Raw genomic sequence first — 21,018 nt, forward strand, 5'->3', positions numbered from 1 at the left:
TTCATCGATCCCGGGCGAAACGCTGCCGCCCGTCGGCCAACCGGTTAAGTCCGGCGGATCCACTGCCTTGTGAAACACCGACGCAGGAACGACACGTTCCGGCGCAGCCGCCGCTGAAAGTCTTCGATCCGCCGGCGGCGACTTACGGCCCGGAGGATCGAAAGCCCTTGCTCTCCATGAACGCCAAGGCGGCGGCGAAGGCCGCATCGGCATCCATGTCGCTGGTATCGAGGTGGTAAGCATCGGGTGCGGCTTTGAGTGGTGCTGCCGCCCGTTCGCTGTCGCGACGGTCCCGCTCCGCCATCTCGGCAAGAACGCGCGGCTTTATAGTGTCGACCCCCTTGGCGCGCAACTCCCGGAACCGCCGCTCCGCCCGCGCCTCGACGCTGGCGGTCACGAATAATTTCACCGATGCGTGGGGGCAAATGACGGTCCCGACGTCCCGCCCGTCGAGCACGGCCCCCGTCGCCTGGGCCGCGAACTTCCGCTGGAAATCCAGCAGGTTGGCCCGAACCTCCGGAATCGCGGCGACTTTCGATGCGGCCTGGCCCGCCACGTCGGTCCGCAACTCGGGATCGGCGAGGTCCGACGGATCGAGACTGCCGGCAATCTCGACCGGCGGGCGCCCGGTCCTTTCGGCCTTCAGCCCGACCGCGCGGTAGAGCAGCCCGGTATCGAGATGGGGCAAGCCGAAATGGTCCGCCAGCCGTCGCGCGAGGGTGCCCTTGCCGGCACCTGCCGGCCCGTCGATGGCGATGACAGGCCCGTTCGTCACGCCGCCTCGATCCTCGCACCGAGATCGCCCATCAGCCTGGCGAAGCCCGGAAAACTCGTGTCGATCGGCGAGCCGTCATCGACGGCGACACCGTCGCGCGAGGCCAGGCCCAGCACCAGGAAGGCCATGGCGATACGGTGATCGAGGTGCGTGACCACCGTCCCGCCGCCGGCCGGCACCTCTCCGGTGCCGTGCACGAACAGCGTATCGGCGCCCATCTCGTGGCGGACGCCGTTGACCGCAAGCCCGGCGGAGACGCTGGCCAGCCGGTCGCTTTCCTTGGCGCGCAGCTCGGCCAGGCCCAGCATGCGCGTGGTGCCGCGGGCGCAGGACGCGGCAACCGCCAGGATCGGATACTCGTCGATCATCGACGGCGCCCGCTCCGGGGGCACCTCGACGCCACGCAGTTCGCCGCCGCGCACGCGCAGGTCAGCCACCGGCTCGCCGCCGACTTCGCGGGCGTTCTCGGCGGTGATGTCGGCCCCCATCTCGCGCAGCGTGTCGTAGAGGCCGGCGCGCAGCGGGTTCAGGCCGACATTCTCGACCGTCACGTCGCTGCCCGGCCGGATCGCCGCCGCCACGACGGCGAAGGCCGCCGACGAGGGATCGCCCGGCACCACGATGTCGCGCGCCTTGAGTTCGGGCCAGCCGACGACGGTGATGCGCTTGCCGCCGCCCTCGGCCGGCACCACCCGCACCTCGGCCCCAAAGTGGCGCAGCATGCGCTCGGTATGATCGCGCGTGGCTTCGGGCTCGATCACCGTCGTCTCGCCTGCCGTATTGAGGCCGGCGAGGAGAATGGCGCTCTTCACCTGGGCCGAAGCGACCGGCAGGCGATATTCGATCGGCACCATCTCGTCGGTGCCCACGATCGCCAGCGGCATGCGGCCGCCCTCGCGCGCCTCGAAGCGGGCGCCCATCTGCGTCAGCGGCGCGATGACCCGCTGCATCGGCCGGCGGCGCAGCGAGGCATCGCCGGTCATGAAGCTGGTGAAGCGGTGGCTGGCCAGGATGCCCGACAGAAGACGGGCCGAGGTCCCGGAATTGCCGAGGTCGAGCACATTGTCTGGCTCGCGCGCCCCGCCCACGCCGAATCCACGCACGCGCCATGCGCCGCCGCCTTCGTGATCGACCTTCGCCCCGAGCGCGCGCAGGGCAGCGGCCGTGGCGAGCACATCCTCTCCCTCCAGCAGGCCGGTGATGTTCGTTTCTCCCAGCGCCAGGGCGCCGAACATCAGGGAGCGGTGGGAGACCGACTTGTCGCCGGGCGCCCGGACACGGCCTTGCAACCGGTCGACGGGACGGGCGATCAGCTTCGCGGGAGCGGCATGGTCGGACAGGGAAGTCTCCACGACAGAGTTGGGCGGCAGGGGACCTGCAACGCGCGGCCGTCGTAGCATGCCGGAATTTGGTTTTGACAGGGTGAAAGACGCGTGACATACGCGCTCCCTCGCGGCCCTTTTGGCCGATTCCAGCACATTTGCAGGAGATTGAGCGTGGTCAAAGCGAGCTGGGGCACCAAACGCACCTGCCAGAGCTGTGCAGCGCGCTTCTACGACCTGGGCAAGAGCCCGATCAAATGCCCCAAGTGCGGGCGTGAGCACGATCGCGAGGACTTCGTGAAGGTCCGCCGCGGCCGCGGCGCGGCCGCAGCGACGGCGGCGGCAGCGGCGGCAGCCGCAGCGGCGGCCAAGGCAGCGGCGGCGAAGAAGAAGGTCGACGATCTGGACGGTGACGATTTGCCGGATGTCGACGGCGACGAGGCGCTGTCGGCGGACGATCTCGATGACGACGAGGACGATCTGGAGGTCGAGGTCGAAGTCGAGGTCGACGATAAGGGCGAAGGCGACCGCTAGAGCCTGTTGCCAGCGCGCGAGGTTGGAACTATAACCTCGCGCCTTCCCAAGGATTTCGGGGCCATAGCTCAGCTGGGAGAGCGCTACAATGGCATTGTAGAGGTCAACGGTTCGATCCCGTTTGGCTCCACCAAATAAAACAAGGGCCCAGCCGGCAACGGCTGGGCCCTTCGTTTTGTCGGGCACCCACACTCGTGCAAGTCCGAAAAGGCGTATGCAGCGCGTCAATTGATCGGCAGTCGTTTTTGACTTGGAAGCTTGTCCTCGGCGACGTTGCGGCAGCCGCTGGGATAGCGAATGGTACGGCGAGACATCGACAGGATGTGGAGCGTCGCCGGCATGAACCAGATTCCAGATGCCCGTTTTCCTGGCGACGAGTTGCCTCGACGCGTCATCCGGGGTGGCTATAGCGCGCGACCCCTGCCTCGGTACGATCTCCCTCTCACGGCATTGAGCTGGAAAAGTGGTGGCGACCGCGTCAGCGTCGACGACTACATGGATCGTTGCCGGGTATCCGGACTTCTGGTCCTAAAGGACGGCTCGATCGCCCTGAAACGCTACGGCCTTGGACGTACCCCGGAGAGCCTCTGGAGCAGTTTCTCCACGGCAAAGTCTATCACATCGACGCTGTGCGGCGCCGCGCTTCACGACGGCGCCATCGGCAGCCTCGACGATCCCTGCGACGTGTATCTGCCGCGCCTGCGCGGTTCGGCCGATGAAGGGGTCACCCTGCGCAACGTGCTGCGTATGTGCTCAGGCGTGGCGTGGGACGAGAATGCCGGCGCGCGCGACACGAACGGACAATTGCATCAGGCACTTTCGAGCGGTCGAGCGGGTGCCCTCCTCGAGGTCGCGTGCGGCTTGCCGCGCGCCCATGCGCAGGGCCGCATGTTCAATTATTCCACCCTGGAGAGCTATCTCCTCGGAGCGTTGATCGTCGCCGCCACGGGACAGACGCTCTCTGACTACTGCGCTGCGACCATCTGGCAGCCAGCGGGCATGGAAGCCGACGGAATTTGGCTTCTCGACAGCGAAAACGGCATGGAGTTGGGTGGGTTCGGGGTACGGGCTCGACTCCGTGACATCGGACGCTTCGCACAGCTCGTTCTCGATGACGGCGAGTCGTTCATCGGTCGGCGCGTGCTGCCACCCGGTTGGCGCGACCGCGCAGGCCAACCTGACGGAGCCCCGACTGCGTTCGGCCGTATTCTGCCTGTTTCTCCTCTTGGTTACGGCTATCAGTGGTGGTCTTTGCCCCATCTGCCGACCGGGCTGCATGCCGGCGCTTTCATGGCTCTCGGCGCCTTTGGACAGTTCATCTACATCCATCCGGGGACACGCATCGTCGTGGTCATCCAGAGCGCATGGCATGAGCACGAGCTGAGCGAGGCCCAGACCGAGACATTCGCACTTCTTCGCGCGCTCGTGCTCACGCTTCGCGCCGGATCCACCTCTTCAGCTCAACGGTAGAGGCGGCGGCTTCCGGCGCAAATCCCCATCCCGAACTGCATTCAAACGCCTTTCGTGCTCCAGGTCTTTTGTGGGTGAAAGGACCTGTAAGCTCTTCAGGCCGATGGCTCAGCGATCCCGATGCTCGGGCATCGCCTTCATCTGGTCCTTCGTCCAGTTCGTGACGGCATGGACGTCGCCATCCTCGTCGCGCATGAATTCGAGGTCGCCCACCGGAACACCCACCGGCTTGGCGCCGATGCCCAGGAAGCCACCCACGTCGATCACGATCTGGGCCGTCGCGCCGGCGCCATGGAGATGGGCGACCGTGCCGATCTTCTCGTCGCCGGGTCCGTAGATGGTGGCGTCGACGAGAGTATCCGCCGTCAGTTCGTTGCTCGCGAGGCGGACATGCTTGCTGTGATCCATGGCTCGGGTCCTTCTTGAAAGGTCAGGACCTCGCTAACCCGCCAACCGGTCGAGCGTTGCCGAGCTTCGTCACAGGCTTCAGCGGTCCGCCGCCTGCGTGAGCAGCCGCCGACTGACGAGTTCGCCCATCACGAGGTCCGCGATCACGCGATTGCCCTCGGCCGAATGATGATCGGAGCGGTAGAGCGCGTCGGTGCCGTGGGCGTCGACCGCCGCCTTCAGCGTATCGGAGACGTCGAACGGAATGAGGCCGGCCGCAGCGGCGCAGTCCAGCACCTTCCGGACGGATCGATGATGCGCCGTTCCGTGCGGGCCATCGTTGTTCCAGTAGCCACGACTGTACTGCGCCATCACGACGACCGGCACGCCCAGGGCGGCAAGTCTCGGCATCAGCCGGCAGGCGATCGTCTCCCCGGTGCCGCGCGGCACGGCCCGGACCTCGGTGAAGTACCAGCCCTGCTGGATGCCGAGGCGCTGCACCACGAGGTCGGCCAGCGCCGACCATCCGAGCCATTCCGCTACGGCAGGCAGGGGCACCGGCGCGCCCGGCCTGCCCGGAACCGGGACATTTCGCAGATCCAGCTGTCCGTCGGTCACCGTGAAATAGGGCTTCTCGCGGCTCCAGGCGACCTGCAGCTCGGCGCGCTGGATATCGCCCGGCGTGAAGCTCACGACGACGAGGAGCGGCTTCACCCTGGGCACCAGCTTCTCGGTGGCCAGCACCGTCTGGTCGAACGCATATCCGCTGACGCCGGCGTTCACCACTTTCCGGCCGATCATGTCTTGCAGATAGGCGGGCCACGCCTCGTCATCCTTCACCTCGTCGCCCTTGGCGAAGGACGAGCCGGTGACGAGGATGGGTGGCTCGGCAAGAGACGCCTGGGCAGAGGCATGCCGAAAGCCCTCGGCATCTGAATTGTAGGTCGGCGACGTGCAGTTCGAGGGCGACGTCCAGCCGATCGCCGCATCGTAGGCATACTGGCACCTCTCGCCGCCGGGGCCGGTCCCCATGCGCTGGTGAGCCAGGTTCGGCCAACGCACGAGCCCTTCCGGTCCCCACAGCACCAGCCGGTATCCCGCTTCGAGAAGCGCCAGCGACACCAGGACCGATACCGTCACCAGGACGATGCGCGCCAGCCAATCTGTCGTCTTTGAACGGAGCTCCCGCTCGCCTTTCGGGGCAACGACGGTTGCCTCTCGATCGACGGTCATTATTCACCTCCCAGAGCGCCCAAAATACCATTGGAGCGCCCGGAAGGGATGTGACGCCGCGTCATAGGACACGCGCGCAAGTGGCGGAAAACGCCCGGAAAACGCCTCTTTTTCGTCAGGAATCAGACGGAGAAGCCAACCGCGCGGCCGCCGTCGCGAGCGCCCCGTCGCGGGCCTCCAGCTGGTCCATGATCGAGAAGTGATTGAGGCCGGCGAGCGGCAGCACGTCGCTCGGCAGACCCGCGGCACGCCGCGCTTCGTGATAGGCGATGGACTGGCGCTGCAGTTCGGGAAGCTCGGCAGTGCCATAGGCCAACACGACCGGCGCGCTCTTCTTCGGCAGGTGAAGGAGCGGACTGGTGCGCGCCGCTTCCTCCGCCGTCAGATTCAGTTTCTCATTGAGGTAGTTCAGGCGGCAGGGCTCGACGTCGTAGATGCCGCTGATGGCGAGGCCCGCATCGACCTCGTCCATGGCCAGCGTCGTCGCCGTCAGATGGCCGCCCGCCGACCAGCCCGAAACGACCAGCCGGTCCTGCGCCACGCCGTGACGCGGTCCGTCGCGGCGCAGCCAGCGCACCGCCTCGGCGATCTCCTCGACGATGGCCGACAAGGTGACTTCCGGCGCCAGGGTGTAGCCCAGGAACGCGACATCCATCCCGTTCGCCAGCGGCCCCTCGGCCATGCAGGCGAAGATCTCCTTGCTGTTGCGCTGCCAGTAGCCGCCATGGATGAAGGCGAACAGCGGCGCCTTTGCACTGCCGCAGCGATACAGGTCGAGCTTGTTGCGCGGCCGCGGGCCATAGGCGAGATCCAGCCCCTCGGCGTGCAGCGCGCGGAAGCGCTCGCTGCGCTCGATCCACCCGTCGCGGCGCGGACCGGAATCGGCCACGGCATTGGTGTTGTCGTAAGCCTTGTCGAGTTCAGCCCGCGTCATGCCGCGCCACACGATCTCACTCATCGCCGATCTCCCGTTGCAGACGTCTCCTCTAGCACAGGCCTTTCCCGCTTTGCCGTTCGGTGCGAACGTCGCGTCGATGCCTGCGCCTGTCCGACCGACCGCCATCCGTGGCCCCGCCCTCACCTTCACCGGCGATCCGTTTCGCGACGGCCTCGAACGGACCCTCGTCCATGAGCCCGATGCGATCGTGGCCATGCAGGACGGGCGCATCACCCATTTCGGCCCCGCCGCGCGCATCGCCCCGCTGCTGCCCGCCGGCATCGAGATCAGGGACTTCGGCAAGGATTCGTTGATCTCGGCGGGCTTCATCGACACCCATGTGCATTTCCCGCAGACGCCGATGATCGCGAGCCATGGCGCCCAGCTCCTCGACTGGCTCGACCGCTACACCTTTCCGACCGAGCTGAAGTTCGCCGACCGCGCCTATACGCGGCGTGTGGCCCGGGCCTTCCTGCAGGAGAACCTGCGCAACGGAGTCACCACCAGCTGCGTCTACTGCACCGTGCACGCCCATTCAGCCGATATCCTGTTCGAGGAGGCCGAAGCGCTCGGCCTGCGGCTCGCCGCCGGCAAGGTGTTGATGGACCGCAACGCCCCGGAGGGGCTGCGCGACGACGTCCAGACGGGCTACGACGACTCCCTGGCGCTGATCCGCAAATGGCACGGCCGCGGGCGCCTCCTCTATGCCATCACGCCGCGCTTCGCCGGCACGAGTTCCCCCGAACAACTCGCCGCCGCCGGGGCGCTGTGGCGCGACCATCCCGACTGCCTGATGCAGACCCATATCGCGGAGACCCAGGCCGAAGTCGCCTGGATCGGCGAACTGTTCCCCGACCGCGCCAGCTATCTCGACGTCTACGATCATCACGGTCTGTGCGGCCCGGGCGCGGTGTTCGGGCACGGGATCTGGCTGGGCGAGGACGAGTTGAAGCGCCTGCATGCCGCCGATGCCGCGATCTCCCACTGCCCGACCTCGAATTTCTTCCTGGGCAGCGGCATGTTCGACATCGCGCGTGCCAAGCAGGCCGACCGGCCGGTCCGTGTCGGCCTCGGCACCGATATCGGCGCCGGCACGTCCTTCTCGATCCTGCAGACGCTGAACGAGGCCTACAAGGCCGCGCAGCTCAACCGCCATCCTCTGTCGGCCGCCCATGCCTATTATCTCGCGACGCGCGGCTCGGCGGCGGCGATGCATCTCGAGGACAGGGTCGGCAGCATCGCGCCGGGGATGGAAGCCGACCTCGTGGTGCTGGACATGCGCTCGACGCCCCTGATCGCCTTCCGCATGGACGAGGCTCGCGACTTCGCCGAACAGCTCTTCATCCAGATGATCCTGGGCGACGACCGGGCCGTCCGGGCGACCTATGTGGCAGGCCGGCTGGCTCACGACCGCTGAAGACGCAACGCTTTCCCTTGGGTGAATTTTCCGTGTCGCACCATAAATGTGGTGGAAGAGGGGTCGGATCGGCGTTAGGTTTTCATAGGTAGCTGAAGGAGGGTTTTTATCCGTTCGAGGACATGTCCCCCGACGGAAAATGGTTCACCGGTGGAACTTCCACCGCGTGCCCGACGGCCTCACCTTGCAGCCAGACCACCGATCGCCAACGCCTCCGCTCGCCGGGGGCGTTTTTTGTTCTGGGCGATCGATCACGCTCCTTTGACCCTGACACCGGAGTAAGAATATGGCCAAACGCGCCGCACGCCGAGCCAAGCTGCACGCCATCGATGGTGCCCGTATTCACAACGTCGTTTTCGACCACACTCCGGCCAACGACCGCGACCAGAGCTACATCAAGAAAGTCCGACCGCGCAGTGACAACCAACGACTGCTGATGGAGGCGATAGACTCCAAACCGCTCACCGTGGCGCTGGGTCCCGCCGGCACCGGCAAGACCTATCTCGCAATCGCCGCCGCCGTCGAGGCGCTCGAAAGCGGTACCGTCTCGCGGATCGTCCTGTCGCGCCCGGCCGTCGAAGCGGGAGAGAATCTCGGGTTCCTGCCCGGCGACATGCGCGAGAAGCTCGACCCTTATCTGCGGCCGCTATGGGACGCCCTCAACGACCGGCTGGGCGCCAAGCGTCTCGCCCAGAATCTCGACGACGGCACGATCGAGATTGCACCCGTCGCCTTCATGCGGGGGCGGACGCTCAACAACGCCTTCGTGCTGATCGACGAGGCCCAGAACTGCACCTACGGCCAGCTCAAGATGCTGCTGACGCGGCTGGGCTGGCACTCCACGATGGTGATGACCGGCGACCCGGACCAGACCGATCTGCTGCCGGAACTGTCCGGACTGGCCGCGATCGCCACCAAGCTGGACGGGCTCGAGGACGTCGCCGTGGTCCGCCTGACGCAGGGCGACGTGGTCCGTCATCCCCTGGTCGGCCGCATGCTGTCGGTGCTGTAAAACCACCGAATTTATCCACAGATCGAAGCGGACCGACCGATTGGATCGAACCGGGAACGAAATGGATGACCAGCTTTTTCTACGGTGAGGCCAGAACGTAGAATTTCTAACCAGATCAACACACTACCGGAGGGGTGACGGGGGACTGTCACCCCTCTCACATTGAGTCAATATGGTGACGCTTGGGTAACGTCCGAAGGTCCTTGGGTTTCTTCACAGACTTTCCCACATGGCGCGTTTGCCTTGTACGGAGGCCCCGGCAACACCATTCTCCGCGCCCGTGACCGACGAACCCGACATCGATCTGCCCCCCAGCGAAGGCTCGCTTGCCGATGGCATGCGGATCATCGCCGAGTTCGTGCGAACCCTGCCGCGCAAGCCGGGCGTCTACCGCATGATCGCGGCCGACGGGGAGGTTCTGTACGTCGGCAAAGCGCGCTCGCTGCGCAGCCGGGTGGCCTCCTACACGCAGCCGACCCGGCTCGCGGCGCGCCTGATCCGCATGGTGTCGGCGACGCGGACCATGGAGTTCGCCGTCACCGACAGCGAAGCCGAAGCGCTGCTCCTCGAGAACAACCTGATCAAGCGCTTCCGGCCGCGCTTCAACGTCCTGCTGCGCGACGACAAGTCGTTCCCCTACATCGTCATCCGCCGCGACACCGAATGGCCGCAGCTCGCCAAGCATCGCGGCACGCGCGAACCCGGCAACGAGTATTTCGGACCGTTTGCTTCGGCCACCGCGGTCAACCGCACGCTCTACGCCCTGCAGCGCGCCTTCCCGCTGCGGTCCTGTTCGGACGGCGTCTTCTCGACGCGCACGCGGCCCTGCCTCCAGTACCAGATCAAGCGCTGCACCGCGCCCTGCGTCGGCCGCATCGACAAGCCGCAATACGAGGCCATCGTCGAGGACGTTCGCGGCTTCCTCGGCGGCCGCAACCGCGAGATCCAGCAGACCCTGTCGAAGCGGATGGAGCAGGCCTCCGCCAATCTCGAGTTCGAGAGCGCCGCCATCCTGCGCGATCGCATCCGCGCCCTCGCCCAGATCACCTCGCACCAGTCGATCAGCCTGCCGTCGATCGACGAGGCCGACATCTTCGCCGCCCATGCCGAAGGCGGTCAGGTCTGCGTCCAGGTCTTCTTCCTGCGCGCCGGCCAGAATCTCGGCAACCGCGCCTACTTCCCGAGCCACGGCAAGGAGCTCGACGAGGGCCAGGTGCTGGAAGCGTTCATGGGCCAGTTCTACGAGGGACGGCAGGCCCCGAAGCTGATCCTGACCAGCCACGACGTGCCCGAGCGCGAGTTGATGGAGAGCGCGCTCGCCTTGTCGGCCGGCCATAAGGTCGAGATCCGACAGCCCAAACGCGGCGACCAGAAGGATGCGCTCGACCAGGCGGTGAACAATGCCCGTGAAGCGCTGGGCCGCCGCATGGCCGAGCGCGGCACGCAACGCACGCTGCTCGAGGGCGTGGCCCGCGTGTTCGGGCTCGACGCGCCGCCCGAACGCATCGAGATTTATGACAACAGTCACATTCAGGGGACGGCGGCGATCGGCGCGATGGTCGTCGCGGGCCCCGAGGGCTTCAACAAGAACGCCTACCGGAAGTTCAACATCAAGACCGAAGGCGCCGCGGGCGACGACTTCGCCATGATGCGCGAGGTCATGAGCCGCCGCTTCGGACGCGCGCTCAAGGAGAATCCCGAGCGCGACGACGAGCATTGGCCGGACCTGCTGCTGATCGACGGCGGCCAGGGCCAGCTCGAAGCCGTGCGCGGCGTGATGAGCGAACTCGGCCTCGAGGACATTGCATTGGTCGGCATTGCCAAAGGCCCGGACCGCGACGCGGGTCGCGAGCGGTTCTTCATGGTGGGCAAGCCGCCCTTCTCGCTCGAGCCGCGCGATCCCGTCCTCTACTTCCTGCAACGACTGCGCGATGAGGCGCATCGCTTCGCGATCGGGACTCACCGCACGCGCCGTGCGGCAGACCTGACGCGTTCGGCGCTCGACGAAGTGCCGGGAATCGGCGCCGGGCGGAAGCGCGCGTTGCTCAATCATTTCGGCAGCGCCCGTGCGGTCTCGGGCGCGACCCTCGAAGACATCAAGTCGGTGCCCGGAATCTCCAGTGCACTCGCCCAGAAAATCCATGACCACTTCCGAGGCGGCCGGTAAGGTCGGGGCGATGCTGTTCAATCTGCCCAACATGCTCACCCTGTCGCGCATCGTCGCGATCCCGCTGGTCGTCGCCTGCTTCTGGCTCGATCGTGGCTGGGCACAGTGGTTGTCGATGGCGCTGTTCGTGGCCGCGGCGGTGACCGACTGGTTCGACGGATATTTCGCGCGACGCTATCACCAGATCTCGCGGTTCGGCCGCTTCCTCGATCCGATCGCCGACAAGCTGCTGGTCGCCGCCGCCCTGGTCATGCTGGTCGACAACAGCACGCTGGCCGGTCTGAACGTGCTGGCCGCCCTCATCATCCTGGCCCGCGAGATCCTGGTCTCAGGCCTGCGCGAGTTCCTGGCCGAACTGCGGGTCGGCCTGCCGGTCAGCGCCCTCGCCAAGTGGAAGACGGCCGTGCAGATGGTGGCGATCGCCGCATTGCTGGTCGGTGACTCGGCCGCGCACTGGGTCACTCAAGCCGGCATCGTACTCATCTGGATCGCCGCAGCCCTCACCCTCATCACCGGTTACGACTATCTGCGCACCGGCCTGCGCCACATGGCGGAAGACACTCCCGCGTCGGGCGGCCCGAAGTGAAGATCCGCTATTTCGCCTGGATGAAGCGCACCGTCGGAGTCCCCGAAGAAGAGGTGACGCCGCCCGCGGAGATCGACACGGTGGGCGATCTGATCGTCTGGTTGCGCAGCCGCAGCGCGGGCCATGCCGAGGCGCTGGCCGAAGGCGCCGCGTTCGGCGCCGCCGTCGACCAGCGCACGGCGACCTTCGACGTGAAGCTCGCCGGCGCGCGCGAAGTCGCTTTCTTCCCGCCCTTCACCGGCGGGTGATTTCATGAGCGTGCGAGTCCAGGAAACCGACTTCGACGTCGGCGCCGAGCTGGCCCGCCTCACCGACGGCAACAAGCGCATCGGCGGACTCGCGGTCTTCGTCGGCCTCGTGCGCGAGATGCATGTGCGCGAGGGCTATCATCGCGACAGGATCGATGCGCTGACGCTCGAACACTATCCCGGCATGACCGAGACGGCGCTGCAGGAGATCGAAGCCGAGGCCAACCGCCGCTGGCCGCTCGAGGCCACCCTGATCGTGCACCGCTATGGCCGCATGGAGCCGGGCGAGCGGATCGTGCTGGTGGCCGTCGGTTCGCCGCATCGCGAGGCCGCCTTCGAGGCCTGCGAATTCCTGGTCGACTGGCTGAAGACCAAGGCGCCCTTCTGGAAACTGGAAGACACGCCGAAAGGCGAGCAATGGGTCGGCGCCCACGAAGGCGACGACGCGGCGGCCGCCCGCTGGGAGAAGAAGTAGCACTGTAAAGCCCGTGGTCTCGACCGAAGCCGCGCAAAGCGCGGCGGAGTGGAGAGAGCTTCTCTCAACGACTGGCCTGCTTTGGTGGGAAGAAGGTCTCTTGTGTGCGGCGCTCCACTCCGCACCTTCGGTGCTCCGGTCGAGACGACGGATCTACCTCCTATGGCGCCTTCTCTGCCGCCTCCCCCATCGCCTCCAGAACGCCGTGGATCTGGGCGACCACGTTCGCGCCCTCGCCGATCGCCGCGCCCACCCGCTTCACCGAGCCGTAGCGCACGTCGCCGACCGCGAAGACGCCCTGCACGTTCGTCTCGTAGGCGAGCGGCGGACGCTTGGGACAGGGGGCCTCGACATCGGCCCCGGTGCGGATGAAGCCGGTCCTGTCGACATCGATGCCGCACTCCTGCATCCACTCGGTCGCGGGCTCGGCGCCCAGGAACTGGAAGACGTGACGGATCGGCCGGTGCGTGTCGGTCCCGCTGGGACGGTGCCGCCAGGTCACGCCGCGCAAGCCGCTCTGTTCGGTCCCGACGAGTTCGACGATCTCCGTCTCGGCCAGCACCTCGATGTTCGGCGCCGACGCGATGCGATCGATCAGGTAGCGCGACATGGTTTCGGCGAGACCGCTGCCGCGGACCAGGATCCACACTTTCGCGGCATGGCCCGACAGGAAGACCGCCGCCTGTCCGGCCGAGTTGCCGCCCCCGACGATGACGACCTCGGCATTGGCGCAGAGCTTGGCCTCGATGGGCGAGGCCCAGTACCACAGGCCGCGATTGAGGAAGTCCCCGAGGTTGGGCAGCGACAGCTTGCGATAGCGCGCGCCCGAGGCGATCACGACGGTCTTCGCCTGCACCTTCCAGCCGTCGGTCATTTCCAACGTCATCGGCCGCGAAAGCCCGCCGCCGCATTCCAGTCGCGCGACTTCGAGCGGGATGACGAATTGCGCGCCGAATTTCTGCGCCTGCACGAACGCGCGCGCGGTCAGCGCCTGACCCGAGATTCCCGTCGGGAAGCCGAGATAGTTTTCGATCCGCGCGCTGGCGCCGGCCTGGCCGCCGAAGGCGCGGGTCTCGACGACGAGCACCGACAGACCCTCCGACGCCGCATAGACGGCGGTCGACAGGCCGGCCGGGCCGGAGCCCACGATCGCGATGTCGTAGACGCGCGGCTCGGCGCTTTCCCGAAGCAGGCCGATGCAGCGCGCCAGCTCCTGTTCGCCGGGATTGCGCAGGATCGTGCCGTCGGGACAGACGACGAGAGGATACTCGTCGGCGTCGGGCGACAGACGTTCGATCATCTTCGCCGCGTCGGGATCGGTCTCGGGATCGAGGATGGTGTGCGGCTGGCCGTTGCGCGTCAGGAATCCCTGCAGGCGAATCATCCCCGGCTGCGTGAGTTCGCCGACCAGGATGGGCCCCACCACGTTGGCCTCGATCAGGCGCACGCGGCGCAGGATCAGCGCCCGCATGATGCGTTCGCCGAGGTCGGCATCGGCGACCATCAGGGCGCGCAATTGATCGTGCGGCACGATCAGCGCCTCGACATCTTCCTCGGCCCGGACGTCGACCATCGCCGGCTGACCCGCGAGTTCGGCGAGTTCGGCCGCGAAATCACCGGGCCCCATGTCGGCGATCGGCGACACGTGACCCAGCCCGTCATGGCCCAGGATCGCGATCCTGCCAGAGAGGATGACCGACATGCCCGGGCTGCTCCCGCCCGTCCGTGCCAGGAACTCGCCGGCCCTGAAATGCTGCTTCCTGCCGAAGCGCGCGATGCGCCGCAGCTCCGCGGCCGTCAGCACCGGATACATCTGGTGGCGGCGCGCTTCTTCCATGGTCGGTGGAACGGGATCGGCCACACGAAACTCCTATCGGCTTGGGCGCTTCAGCCCAAGGCAACTAGAGCAAGATTCGTGACACCGCGCTCGCGCAATCTGTCCGCCGCCATCAGCGCGCGCTGGCCGCTGCGGCACGCCAGCACGACCCGGCCCGACGGCGTGCCCAGTTCGTCGATCGTGTCGACGACCAGCCGCCGCGCACCCGCGAAGGGCGACACCGGCGCTTCGTCGAGGCCGCGCAGGTCGACCACGATGTCGTCGGATCGCACCTGATCGGGCGCGATGAACGCCACCTGATCCTCGGGTTCGGGACTGCCGGCAAAACCGAACCCGCCGAAGCCCACGCGCTTTGCGTCGAAGGTGACGACCCGGCCCAGCACGGCGGGTTCGAGGCCGAGCAGATGATGCAGGGTGAGGTGCGCCTGCAGGCTGCCCATCATCGCCACCGCGGTGCCGATCACGCCCACCGTAGCGCAGGTGCCGCCGTCGACCGAGACCTCGGGAAACACCGCGCGATAGCTGGGGCCGCCGCCGCAGAAGACGCCGGCATAGCCGGTCATGCCGATCACCGAGGCGCTCACCAGCGGCTTCGCCGCCGCGAAGCAGACGTCGCTCAGCATGTAGGTCACGGCGAAACTGTCGGCGGCGTCGACCACGATGTCGGCATCGGCGACCAGCCGTGCCACGTTTTGCGGCGTCAGGCGCTCCGCGACGGCATCGATACGAACATGCGGATTGAACCGCTGAAGCGTCGCGCGCGCCGCCTCGGCCTTCAGCTTGCCGATATCGGCCATGCCGTAGAGCGGCTGGCGATGCAGGTTCGTCTCCTCGACCGTGTCGTGATCGACGATCGTGAGACGCCCGACGCCGGCACCCACGAGATACTGCAGCACCGGGCAGCCGAGACCGCCCGCCCCGACCACCAGCACGGAAGCGGCGCCGAGGCGCGCCTGTCCTGCGTCGCCGATCTCCGGCAGCACGGCTTGGCGGGCGTAGCGGTTGGTCACGGCCTTCTCGTCGCCGCGATCCAGGCTTTGGCCTGACCGATCGGATCGGCATGGTTCACGATGTCGCCAACCACCGAGGCGATGTCGGCGCCCGACTTCAGGCACAGCAGCGCACGTTCGAGCGTCAGCCCGCCGATCGCGACCAGCGGGCGGTCGCCGATGATCTTCTTCCATTCGGCCAGACGCTCGGTGCCCTGCGGCGCCCACGGCATCTGCTTCAGCTTGGTCGGCCAGATCGGCCCCAGCGCGACATAGTCGGGATCGATGGCCAGTCCCTTGTCGAGCTCGGCATGGTCGTGCGTGCTGACGCCGATCTTGATGCCGGCACGGCGCAGCGCTTTCACGTCGGCATCGACCAGGTCTTCCTGGCCGAGATGCACCCAGGCGCAGCCTTCGTCGATGGCGACCTGCCAGTAGTCGTTCACGATCAGGTCGGCCCCATGCTGTGCGCAGACGGCTTTCGCCTCGCGCACCTGGCGGCGGATCTCGGCCTCTTGCTGGTCCTTGATGCGCAGCTGGATGAGCCTGGTGCCGACGGGCACCAGCTTCGACACCCAGCTGGAGTCGGGTACCACGGGATAGAACGGATCGAGCATCTCTTCAGTCTCCAAGCGCCGCTTTGCCGATCACCGGCGTCGACGGCACGGCCATGTCGCGCGGCTCCATCGGGCGCGCAAGATAGGCGGCACGACCCGCTTCGACGCCCAGCGCGAAAGCACGCGCCATCTCGACTGGATCGCCCGCTTCGGCGACCGCCGTGTTGAGCAGCACCGCGTCGTAGCCCAGTTCCATCGCCGCCGCGGCATGCGAGGGCACACCCAGCCCGGCATCGACCACCAGCGGAATGTCGGGGAAGTGCGCCCGCATCGAACGCAGCCCATAGACATTGTTCAGGCCGCGCGCCGACCCGATCGGCGCGCCCCACGGCATCAGCACCCGGCAGCCCGCCTCGACCAGCCGCTCGGCGACCACGAGATCCTCGGTCGTGTAGGGGAACACTTCGAACCCGTCCTCGGACAGGATGCGCGCGGCCTCGACCAGGCCGAACACGTCGGGCTGCAACGTGTCGGCCTCGCCGATCACCTCGAGCTTGATCCAGGGCGTGTCGAACAGCTCGCGCGCCATGTGGGCGGTCGTCACCGCCTCCTTCACCGAATGGCAGCCTGCCGTGTTGGGCAGCACGCGCACGCCCATCGACTGGATGAGCGACCAGAAGGCCTGACCGGCCCGCCCCGCACCGCTCTCGCGGCGCAGCGACACCGTCACGACGTCCGCACCCGACGCCTTGACCGCACGTTCGAGCACCGCCGGCGAGGGATAGCGCGAGGTGCCGAGCAACAGCCGCGACTTCAGCTCGACGCCGTAGAACGACGACATGGTCATCCTCCCTGCATCGGCGCGACGACTTCGATCTTGTCGCCGTCGGCCAGCTCGGTGCGCGGACGCGCGGCGGCGGCGACGAAGCGGCCGTTCACCGCCGTCGCGATCTTGCGGCCGCCATAGCCGAGACTTTCCAGCGCCGCGGCCAGCGTGCCGGGCGAGACCTCATGCATGTCGTCGTTCAGGAATATCCGCATCTCTCGTCTCCAGAAGAACGGCGTCGGCCACCTGCCGCGCCAGCCAGGGCGCGAGCAGGAAACCATGCCGGAAAAGACCGTTGGCGTGCAGCACGCGGCCATCGCGCCGGAGGCACGGCAGGTTGTCGGGAAAGGTCGGCCGCAGGTCGGCGCCCAGCTCGACGATCTCGGCCTCGCCGAAGGCCGGGTGAAGCGTATAGGCCGCGTTCAGCAACTCCATGGCCGAACGCACGCTGACGGCGCGGCGTTCCTCGCTCTCGATCATGGTGGCGCCGATCATGAAAACGCCGTCGCCGCGCGGCACGATATAGAGTGGGATGCGCGGATGCAGCAGCCGCACCGGACGCGACAGCGACACGTCGCGGGTGCGGACCACGAGCATCTCGCCGCGCACGCCGCGCAGGTCGGACAGTGCATCGCGCGCCGCCAGACCGCGGCAATCGACGAGGAACCTCGAGTCGCCCGCCGAAGGCGTGCCCTCGACGCCGAAGCGGATCGGAACGCCTCGCGCCTTGAGACCCGCCGCCAGCGACGCCAGCGCCTTGCGCGGTTCGAGATGGGCTTCATCGGCAAAGAACAGTGCACGGCGGAAGCGTCCCGCCAGATCGGGTTCGAGAGCCGCGATGCGGTCGCCGTCGATCCACTCGTAGCGTTCGGTCCGCGCCGCGAAGCGCGTCAGATCGGCGGCATCGCGCGGCGGCGTGAGCACCAGGCTGCCCTGGCTGACGGTGCCGGGATAGTGGCGCCGCCACCAGTCGATCGATGGTTCGCCCAGACGGGCGACGATCTCGTCGGTGGTCGCCCGCTCGCACCACGGTGCCAGCATGCCCCCGGCCATCCAGGAACAGGCGCTTTCGCCCAGACGGGCGCTGCGCTCCAGCACCTCGACGGTGACCCCACGGTCGGCAAGCTCCGTCGCGCAGGCCAGACCTGCGACGCCAGCTCCGATGATTGTTACGACAGGCCGATCCAACGCTTGCTCCCGTTCCTACGCCGGCATGACCCGGATCAGGTTCAAAGGGTTCGGCCGCGTGGCCGTCTCAGCCCTCCTCCCGCGTGGAGACCGGGCACCCCTCGGACGTCATCGAGAAAAGGGGATCGCAGGCCCCGATGTCAAGCGGAGTGGCATAGCCTATGATTCATGGCTGCCTATGGAGATTGTAGTATCGGCACGCTGTTCGAGGCCATCTTTACCGTCTTCGGGAACGTCGTCGGCCTTGTCTTCCAACTGGTCCTTGGCTTCGTCGGCTGGCTGTTTCGGCCGGTCGTCCGCGCACTTCGCAATGGCCTGGGGGTAGACCGTCCCATGACCGTGCCGACCGGGATCAAGCTGCGCGAACTCCCTCCGGATGCGCGGGACGGCATTCTGGCGGCCCTGCAGACAGACAAGGAAGCGGCCGCGGCGCTGCCCCGCGGTTGGCGTGGCTTCTATTCGTCCATTTCCAGCGACTCCGAAGCGATCGGCGACCTGCCGCCCGGTACCGAGATCCGCCTCATCCCCGAACCCGGCAATTCCGATCGCGAGGATGCGGTCCGCGCCGAGGCCGAGTTGCCCGACCGATCCACACTGCGGATCGGCCATCTGCGGCGAGGCCATGAGCTAGGCCGAAGCATCGCCCATGGCCGCGTCCACTGCTGGTTCGCCTCCCGACGCCGGACCTTGCGGGCCGAAGGGTGGGAAGCCGTTTTCTTCGTCGCCGTTTACGATCCTTAAACGGCGCAGGTCAGGCCGCCAGCGACGACGCCGGCGTCATCAGGTGCGTGGCTTCGCCGAAGCCTTCGCTGTCGGGCGCGCGCACCAGCTTCTGGAAGTCGGCCATCAGGGTCTTGGCGACGGGACCCGCCTGGAAGTGATGCTGATCGATCGAACCGACCGGCACGATCTCGGCGGCACTGCCGCACAGGAAGACCTCGCTCGCCTTGCCCAGTTCCTCCGGCATCACGTCGCGTTCCTCGACCGTCCAGCCGCGCGTCCGCGCCATGCCCATCACCGCACGGCGCGTGATTCCATCGAGGAAGTTGTGCGGCGTCGGCGTGACCAGCCTGCCGTCGATCACCAGGAAGATGTTGGCGCCGGTCGTCTCGGCGATGCGGCCCTGCCAGTCGAGCATCAGCGCATCGTCGAAACCGGCCTTCAGCGCGCGGTCCTTCTCGATGCCGCAGATCACGTAGAGACCCGCCACCTTGGCGTGGCCGGGCGCGGTCTCCGGCGAGGGCCGGCGGTACCTGGCCATGGTCACGTTGATGCCGGCATCGCGCGCCTGCACCGAGAGGCGGCCTTCCTGGGCCCACGGGGCGATGGCGAGATGGACCGTCGTGCCGATCGCCGACACGCCCAGCACCTCCGAGCCGCGCCAGGCGATGGGCCGGATATAGCCGGCGGTGAGGTCGTTGGCCTTCACGACGGCGCGGGTCGCCTCGTCGATCTGCTCGCGCGACCAGGGCAGGTCGTAGTCGAGCAGGTTGGCCGAACGGATCAGGCGGGCGCTGTGGGCGGAGAGGCGGAAGACGCGGCCATCGTAGATGCGCTCGCCCTCGAAGACGGCCGAGCCGTAGTGGAGCGCGTGGGTCAGCACATGCATGCGGCTCTCGCGCCACGGCACCAGCTTGCCGTCCAGCCAGATCACACCGTCCCGGTCATCCATGGTTAAGGACATTGCGATATCCTCTCTCGATTGATTCCAAATAGGTCTCTGAGGCCATCCCCAGAACAACTATTGGTCTAAATAGGTCAATATTACTGACCTTGTCAATCACACTGACCCTGCGCGTTTTTCACCCATGATTTTCAGGTGAGGAGGAGAGGCATCCCGGGATCGCCCTTCTGCATCGCCTGCTGGTAGGCGGGGCGGGCGGCAATGCGCTGCAAATAGGCGCGGATCGCCGGATAGGGCGCGAGGTCGAACGGCAGGAAGTTGCGCATGGTGGTGAGCGAGAAGACGGCCATGATGTCGGCCGTCGTGAGCTGCGCCCCGGCCAGGTAATCGGCCTTTCCGAGCCGTGCCTCGACCAGGCCGAGGGCGAGATCGAGACGGCCCTTCATCGCCTTGATCAGGGGGTTGTCCGCCGGAAGATCGAGCCGTCCCAGGATCATGTTGCGCCCGGTCGCCGGCTGGAGCGTGCCATTGGCGAAATGGAACCAGTAGAGGAACTGCGCGAAGTCGGGATGGTCGGCCGGCAGGACCAGCCGGCCCTTGCCGTACCGCGCGACGATGTACTCGACGATGGCGCCCGATTCGGCCAGCAGCACGTCGCCGTCCTCGATCACCGGCGCCGCCCCGAGCGGATGCAGGGCCTTGTATTCCGGCGGCGCGAGCCGCGTGACCGAGTCGCGGCCGTAGATCTTCAGCTCGTAGGGAAGGCCCAGCTCCTCGCACAGCCAGACGATCCGCTCGGATTGCGACATGCCGAGATGGTGAACGGTCAGCATGGCGCCCTCGCACGGTTTCGGAAAATTTCTGGAAGGAGGCTCGCGCCGTAACATCCGCTCTCGCGGGGTGTCAACGCGGCGCGCCCGCACTATAAAGACTGCGTGGAATCACGAGCCCCCGCCAACCCCCTTTTCCTTCGCGACGAAGAGCTGCGCCAGGGCATCGAGCTGATGTTCTATGCCTATCGCGACTTCACCTTCGAATCCGACCAGCAGCTCAAGGACCGCCAGCTCGGCCGCGCCCATCATCGCGCGCTGTACTTCATCGGGCGCCATCCCGGGCAGACGGTCGGCCATCTCCTGTCGATCCTGAAGGTGACCAAGCAGTCGATCAGCCGCGTCCTGAAGGACCTGCTCGAGCAGGGCTATGTCGAGCAGAAGAGCGGTGCACGCGACCGCCGCGAACGTCTCCTGTGGCTCACGCCCAAGGGCCAGGAACTCGAGCGCGACCTGACGGACCGCCAGAGCCAGCGCTTCGCCCGGGCCTATCGCGAGACCGGCGCCGAGGCGGTCGAGGGTTTCCGCAAGGTCCTGCTGGGGCTGCTCGATCCGCCCGAGCGCCAGGTGGTCGACAAGCGGCTGCGCGGCGGCGGCCGCTAGC

General features: G+C 67.1%; 23 protein-coding genes, 1 tRNA gene and 1 riboswitch. Of the genes, 11 read left to right on the forward strand and 13 right to left on the reverse strand.

Annotated features, from left to right (window positions below):
* Positions 1 to 142: 142 nt before the first annotated feature.
* Positions 143 to 775: a (d)CMP kinase gene (locus ACP15H_RS22225; protein WP_425068314.1), complete on the reverse strand. Its 633-nt coding sequence runs from the start codon at positions 773 to 775 to the stop codon at positions 143 to 145.
* Complete coding sequence (aroA, locus tag ACP15H_RS22230; protein WP_425069952.1) at positions 772 to 2,115, reverse strand: 3-phosphoshikimate 1-carboxyvinyltransferase; 1,344 nt, start codon at positions 2,113 to 2,115, stop codon at positions 772 to 774. Before aroA ends, ACP15H_RS22225 begins: the two co-directional genes overlap by 4 nt.
* 156 nt (positions 2,116 to 2,271) lie before the next feature.
* Between aroA and ACP15H_RS22235 the strand changes: the two genes are divergently transcribed.
* From ACP15H_RS22235 to ACP15H_RS22245, 3 genes are all read left to right on the forward strand, one after another.
* The gene (locus tag ACP15H_RS22235; protein ID WP_425068315.1) at positions 2,272 to 2,631 is read left to right on the forward strand and encodes a TIGR02300 family protein; all 360 of its coding nucleotides are present in this window, start codon (positions 2,272 to 2,274) and stop codon (positions 2,629 to 2,631) included.
* 57 nt (positions 2,632 to 2,688) lie between these two features.
* A tRNA-Ala gene (locus tag ACP15H_RS22240) sits at positions 2,689 to 2,764 on the forward strand.
* 206 nt (positions 2,765 to 2,970) lie between these two features.
* Positions 2,971 to 4,101, forward strand: coding sequence for a serine hydrolase domain-containing protein (locus ACP15H_RS22245; RefSeq protein ID WP_425068316.1), 1,131 nt, complete (start codon positions 2,971 to 2,973; stop codon positions 4,099 to 4,101).
* Positions 4,102 to 4,209: 108 nt separating this feature from the next.
* Here ACP15H_RS22245 and ACP15H_RS22250 read toward each other — a convergent pair whose 3' ends face one another.
* The 3 genes from ACP15H_RS22250 to ACP15H_RS22260 form a co-directional block, all read right to left on the reverse strand.
* Positions 4,210 to 4,509, reverse strand: a complete 300-nt coding sequence (locus ACP15H_RS22250) for a PRC-barrel domain-containing protein (protein ID WP_425068317.1) — start codon at positions 4,507 to 4,509, stop codon at positions 4,210 to 4,212.
* A gap of 78 nt (positions 4,510 to 4,587) precedes the next feature.
* Entirely contained in the window at positions 4,588 to 5,721 is a 1,134-nt protein-coding gene (locus ACP15H_RS22255) for a hypothetical protein (protein ID WP_425068318.1), read from the reverse strand.
* A gap of 115 nt (positions 5,722 to 5,836) precedes the next feature.
* Positions 5,837 to 6,679 carry an alpha/beta hydrolase gene (locus tag ACP15H_RS22260; protein WP_425068319.1) on the reverse strand — a complete coding sequence of 281 codons (843 nt, stop codon included), beginning with the start codon at positions 6,677 to 6,679 and terminating at the stop codon, positions 5,837 to 5,839.
* 76 nt (positions 6,680 to 6,755) lie between these two features.
* Between ACP15H_RS22260 and guaD the strand changes: the two genes are divergently transcribed.
* The 6 genes from guaD (at position 6,756) to ACP15H_RS22290 (ending at position 12,563) form a co-directional block, all read left to right on the forward strand.
* Positions 6,756 to 8,075: a guanine deaminase gene (gene guaD, locus ACP15H_RS22265; RefSeq protein WP_425068320.1), complete on the forward strand. Its 1,320-nt coding sequence runs from the start codon at positions 6,756 to 6,758 to the stop codon at positions 8,073 to 8,075.
* A 286-nt stretch (positions 8,076 to 8,361) separates the two neighbouring features.
* Positions 8,362 to 9,087 (forward strand): PhoH family protein, encoded by a 726-nt coding sequence (locus tag ACP15H_RS22270; RefSeq protein WP_425068321.1) that lies wholly within the window; start codon positions 8,362 to 8,364, stop codon positions 9,085 to 9,087.
* A gap of 280 nt (positions 9,088 to 9,367) precedes the next feature.
* Positions 9,368 to 11,254, forward strand: a complete 1,887-nt coding sequence (gene uvrC, locus ACP15H_RS22275; protein ID WP_425068322.1) for an excinuclease ABC subunit UvrC — start codon at positions 9,368 to 9,370, stop codon at positions 11,252 to 11,254.
* Positions 11,229 to 11,840, forward strand: coding sequence for a CDP-diacylglycerol--glycerol-3-phosphate 3-phosphatidyltransferase (gene pgsA / locus ACP15H_RS22280; protein WP_425068323.1), 612 nt, complete (start codon positions 11,229 to 11,231; stop codon positions 11,838 to 11,840). Before uvrC ends, pgsA begins: the two co-directional genes overlap by 26 nt.
* Entirely contained in the window at positions 11,837 to 12,088 is a 252-nt protein-coding gene (locus ACP15H_RS22285; protein ID WP_425068324.1) for a MoaD/ThiS family protein, read from the forward strand. The genes pgsA and ACP15H_RS22285 overlap by 4 nt, the downstream gene beginning before the upstream one ends.
* Positions 12,089 to 12,092: 4 nt before the next feature.
* On the forward strand, positions 12,093 to 12,563 hold the full coding sequence (locus tag ACP15H_RS22290; protein WP_425068325.1) for a molybdenum cofactor biosynthesis protein MoaE: 471 nt from the start codon (positions 12,093 to 12,095) through the stop codon (positions 12,561 to 12,563).
* Between the two features lie 160 nt (positions 12,564 to 12,723).
* Here the strand turns inward: ACP15H_RS22290 and ACP15H_RS22295 are convergent, their stop codons facing one another.
* The 6 genes from ACP15H_RS22295 to thiO all read right to left on the reverse strand — a co-directional run bounded on the left by ACP15H_RS22295 (position 12,724) and on the right by thiO (position 17,960).
* Positions 12,724 to 14,424 carry an FAD-dependent oxidoreductase gene (locus ACP15H_RS22295; protein WP_425068326.1) on the reverse strand — a complete coding sequence of 567 codons (1,701 nt, stop codon included), beginning with the start codon at positions 14,422 to 14,424 and terminating at the stop codon, positions 12,724 to 12,726.
* Positions 14,425 to 14,450: 26 nt separating this feature from the next.
* Positions 14,451 to 15,410 carry a ThiF family adenylyltransferase gene (locus tag ACP15H_RS22300; protein ID WP_425068327.1) on the reverse strand — a complete coding sequence of 320 codons (960 nt, stop codon included), beginning with the start codon at positions 15,408 to 15,410 and terminating at the stop codon, positions 14,451 to 14,453.
* On the reverse strand, positions 15,407 to 16,006 hold the full coding sequence (locus tag ACP15H_RS22305) for a thiamine phosphate synthase (protein ID WP_425068328.1): 600 nt from the start codon (positions 16,004 to 16,006) through the stop codon (positions 15,407 to 15,409). Before ACP15H_RS22305 ends, ACP15H_RS22300 begins: the two co-directional genes overlap by 4 nt.
* 4 nt (positions 16,007 to 16,010) lie before the next feature.
* Positions 16,011 to 16,787, reverse strand: coding sequence for a thiazole synthase (locus ACP15H_RS22310; protein ID WP_425068329.1), 777 nt, complete (start codon positions 16,785 to 16,787; stop codon positions 16,011 to 16,013).
* Between the two features lie 2 nt (positions 16,788 to 16,789).
* Positions 16,790 to 16,987 carry a sulfur carrier protein ThiS gene (gene thiS / locus ACP15H_RS22315; RefSeq protein WP_422008515.1) on the reverse strand — a complete coding sequence of 66 codons (198 nt, stop codon included), beginning with the start codon at positions 16,985 to 16,987 and terminating at the stop codon, positions 16,790 to 16,792.
* A complete protein-coding gene (thiO, locus tag ACP15H_RS22320; protein WP_425068330.1) occupies positions 16,956 to 17,960 on the reverse strand; it encodes a glycine oxidase ThiO in 1,005 nt (334 codons plus the stop codon). Before thiO ends, thiS begins: the two co-directional genes overlap by 32 nt.
* A riboswitch (TPP riboswitch) is annotated at positions 17,956 to 18,072 on the reverse strand. Its footprint overlaps the gene before it by 5 nt.
* A 56-nt stretch (positions 18,073 to 18,128) precedes the next feature.
* Here thiO and ACP15H_RS22325 point away from each other — a divergent pair.
* On the forward strand, positions 18,129 to 18,701 hold the full coding sequence (locus ACP15H_RS22325; protein WP_425068331.1) for a hypothetical protein: 573 nt from the start codon (positions 18,129 to 18,131) through the stop codon (positions 18,699 to 18,701).
* A gap of 10 nt (positions 18,702 to 18,711) precedes the next feature.
* Here ACP15H_RS22325 and ACP15H_RS22330 read toward each other — a convergent pair whose 3' ends face one another.
* Together ACP15H_RS22330 and ACP15H_RS22335 are read right to left on the reverse strand one after the other, a co-directional pair.
* Positions 18,712 to 19,632, reverse strand: a complete 921-nt coding sequence (locus ACP15H_RS22330; RefSeq protein ID WP_425068332.1) for a branched-chain amino acid aminotransferase — start codon at positions 19,630 to 19,632, stop codon at positions 18,712 to 18,714.
* Between the two features lie 143 nt (positions 19,633 to 19,775).
* Complete coding sequence (locus ACP15H_RS22335) at positions 19,776 to 20,417, reverse strand: glutathione S-transferase family protein (protein ID WP_425068333.1); 642 nt, start codon at positions 20,415 to 20,417, stop codon at positions 19,776 to 19,778.
* Positions 20,418 to 20,519: 102 nt separating this feature from the next.
* Between ACP15H_RS22335 and ACP15H_RS22340 the strand changes: the two genes are divergently transcribed.
* Positions 20,520 to 21,017, forward strand: coding sequence for a MarR family winged helix-turn-helix transcriptional regulator (locus ACP15H_RS22340; protein WP_425068334.1), 498 nt, complete (start codon positions 20,520 to 20,522; stop codon positions 21,015 to 21,017).
* The last annotated feature ends 1 nt before the right edge of the window (position 21,018 follow it).

The sequence above is a fragment of the Reyranella sp. genome, assembly GCF_965249915.1.
In the GTDB taxonomy this organism is placed as follows: domain Bacteria; phylum Pseudomonadota; class Alphaproteobacteria; order Reyranellales; family Reyranellaceae; genus Reyranella.

Coding starts and splice junctions, on each gene's coding strand:
- ACP15H_RS22245 (WP_425068316.1), top strand. CDS start 2,971: ATGAACCAGATTCCAGATGCCCGTTTTCCTGGCGACGAGTTGCCTCGA.
- ACP15H_RS22250 (WP_425068317.1), bottom strand. CDS start 4,509: ATGGATCACAGCAAGCATGTCCGCCTCGCGAGCAACGAACTGACGGCG.
- ACP15H_RS22255 (WP_425068318.1), bottom strand. CDS start 5,721: ATGACCGTCGATCGAGAGGCAACCGTCGTTGCCCCGAAAGGCGAGCGG.
- ACP15H_RS22260 (WP_425068319.1), bottom strand. CDS start 6,679: ATGAGTGAGATCGTGTGGCGCGGCATGACGCGGGCTGAACTCGACAAG.
- guaD (WP_425068320.1), top strand. CDS start 6,756: ATGCCTGCGCCTGTCCGACCGACCGCCATCCGTGGCCCCGCCCTCACC.
- ACP15H_RS22270 (WP_425068321.1), top strand. CDS start 8,362: ATGGCCAAACGCGCCGCACGCCGAGCCAAGCTGCACGCCATCGATGGT.
- pgsA (WP_425068323.1), top strand. CDS start 11,229: ATGACCACTTCCGAGGCGGCCGGTAAGGTCGGGGCGATGCTGTTCAAT.
- ACP15H_RS22290 (WP_425068325.1), top strand. CDS start 12,093: ATGAGCGTGCGAGTCCAGGAAACCGACTTCGACGTCGGCGCCGAGCTG.
- ACP15H_RS22305 (WP_425068328.1), bottom strand. CDS start 16,006: ATGCTCGATCCGTTCTATCCCGTGGTACCCGACTCCAGCTGGGTGTCG.
- ACP15H_RS22310 (WP_425068329.1), bottom strand. CDS start 16,787: ATGTCGTCGTTCTACGGCGTCGAGCTGAAGTCGCGGCTGTTGCTCGGC.
- thiS (WP_422008515.1), bottom strand. CDS start 16,987: ATGCGGATATTCCTGAACGACGACATGCATGAGGTCTCGCCCGGCACG.
- ACP15H_RS22325 (WP_425068331.1), top strand. CDS start 18,129: ATGGCTGCCTATGGAGATTGTAGTATCGGCACGCTGTTCGAGGCCATC.
- ACP15H_RS22330 (WP_425068332.1), bottom strand. CDS start 19,632: ATGGATGACCGGGACGGTGTGATCTGGCTGGACGGCAAGCTGGTGCCG.
- ACP15H_RS22335 (WP_425068333.1), bottom strand. CDS start 20,417: ATGCTGACCGTTCACCATCTCGGCATGTCGCAATCCGAGCGGATCGTC.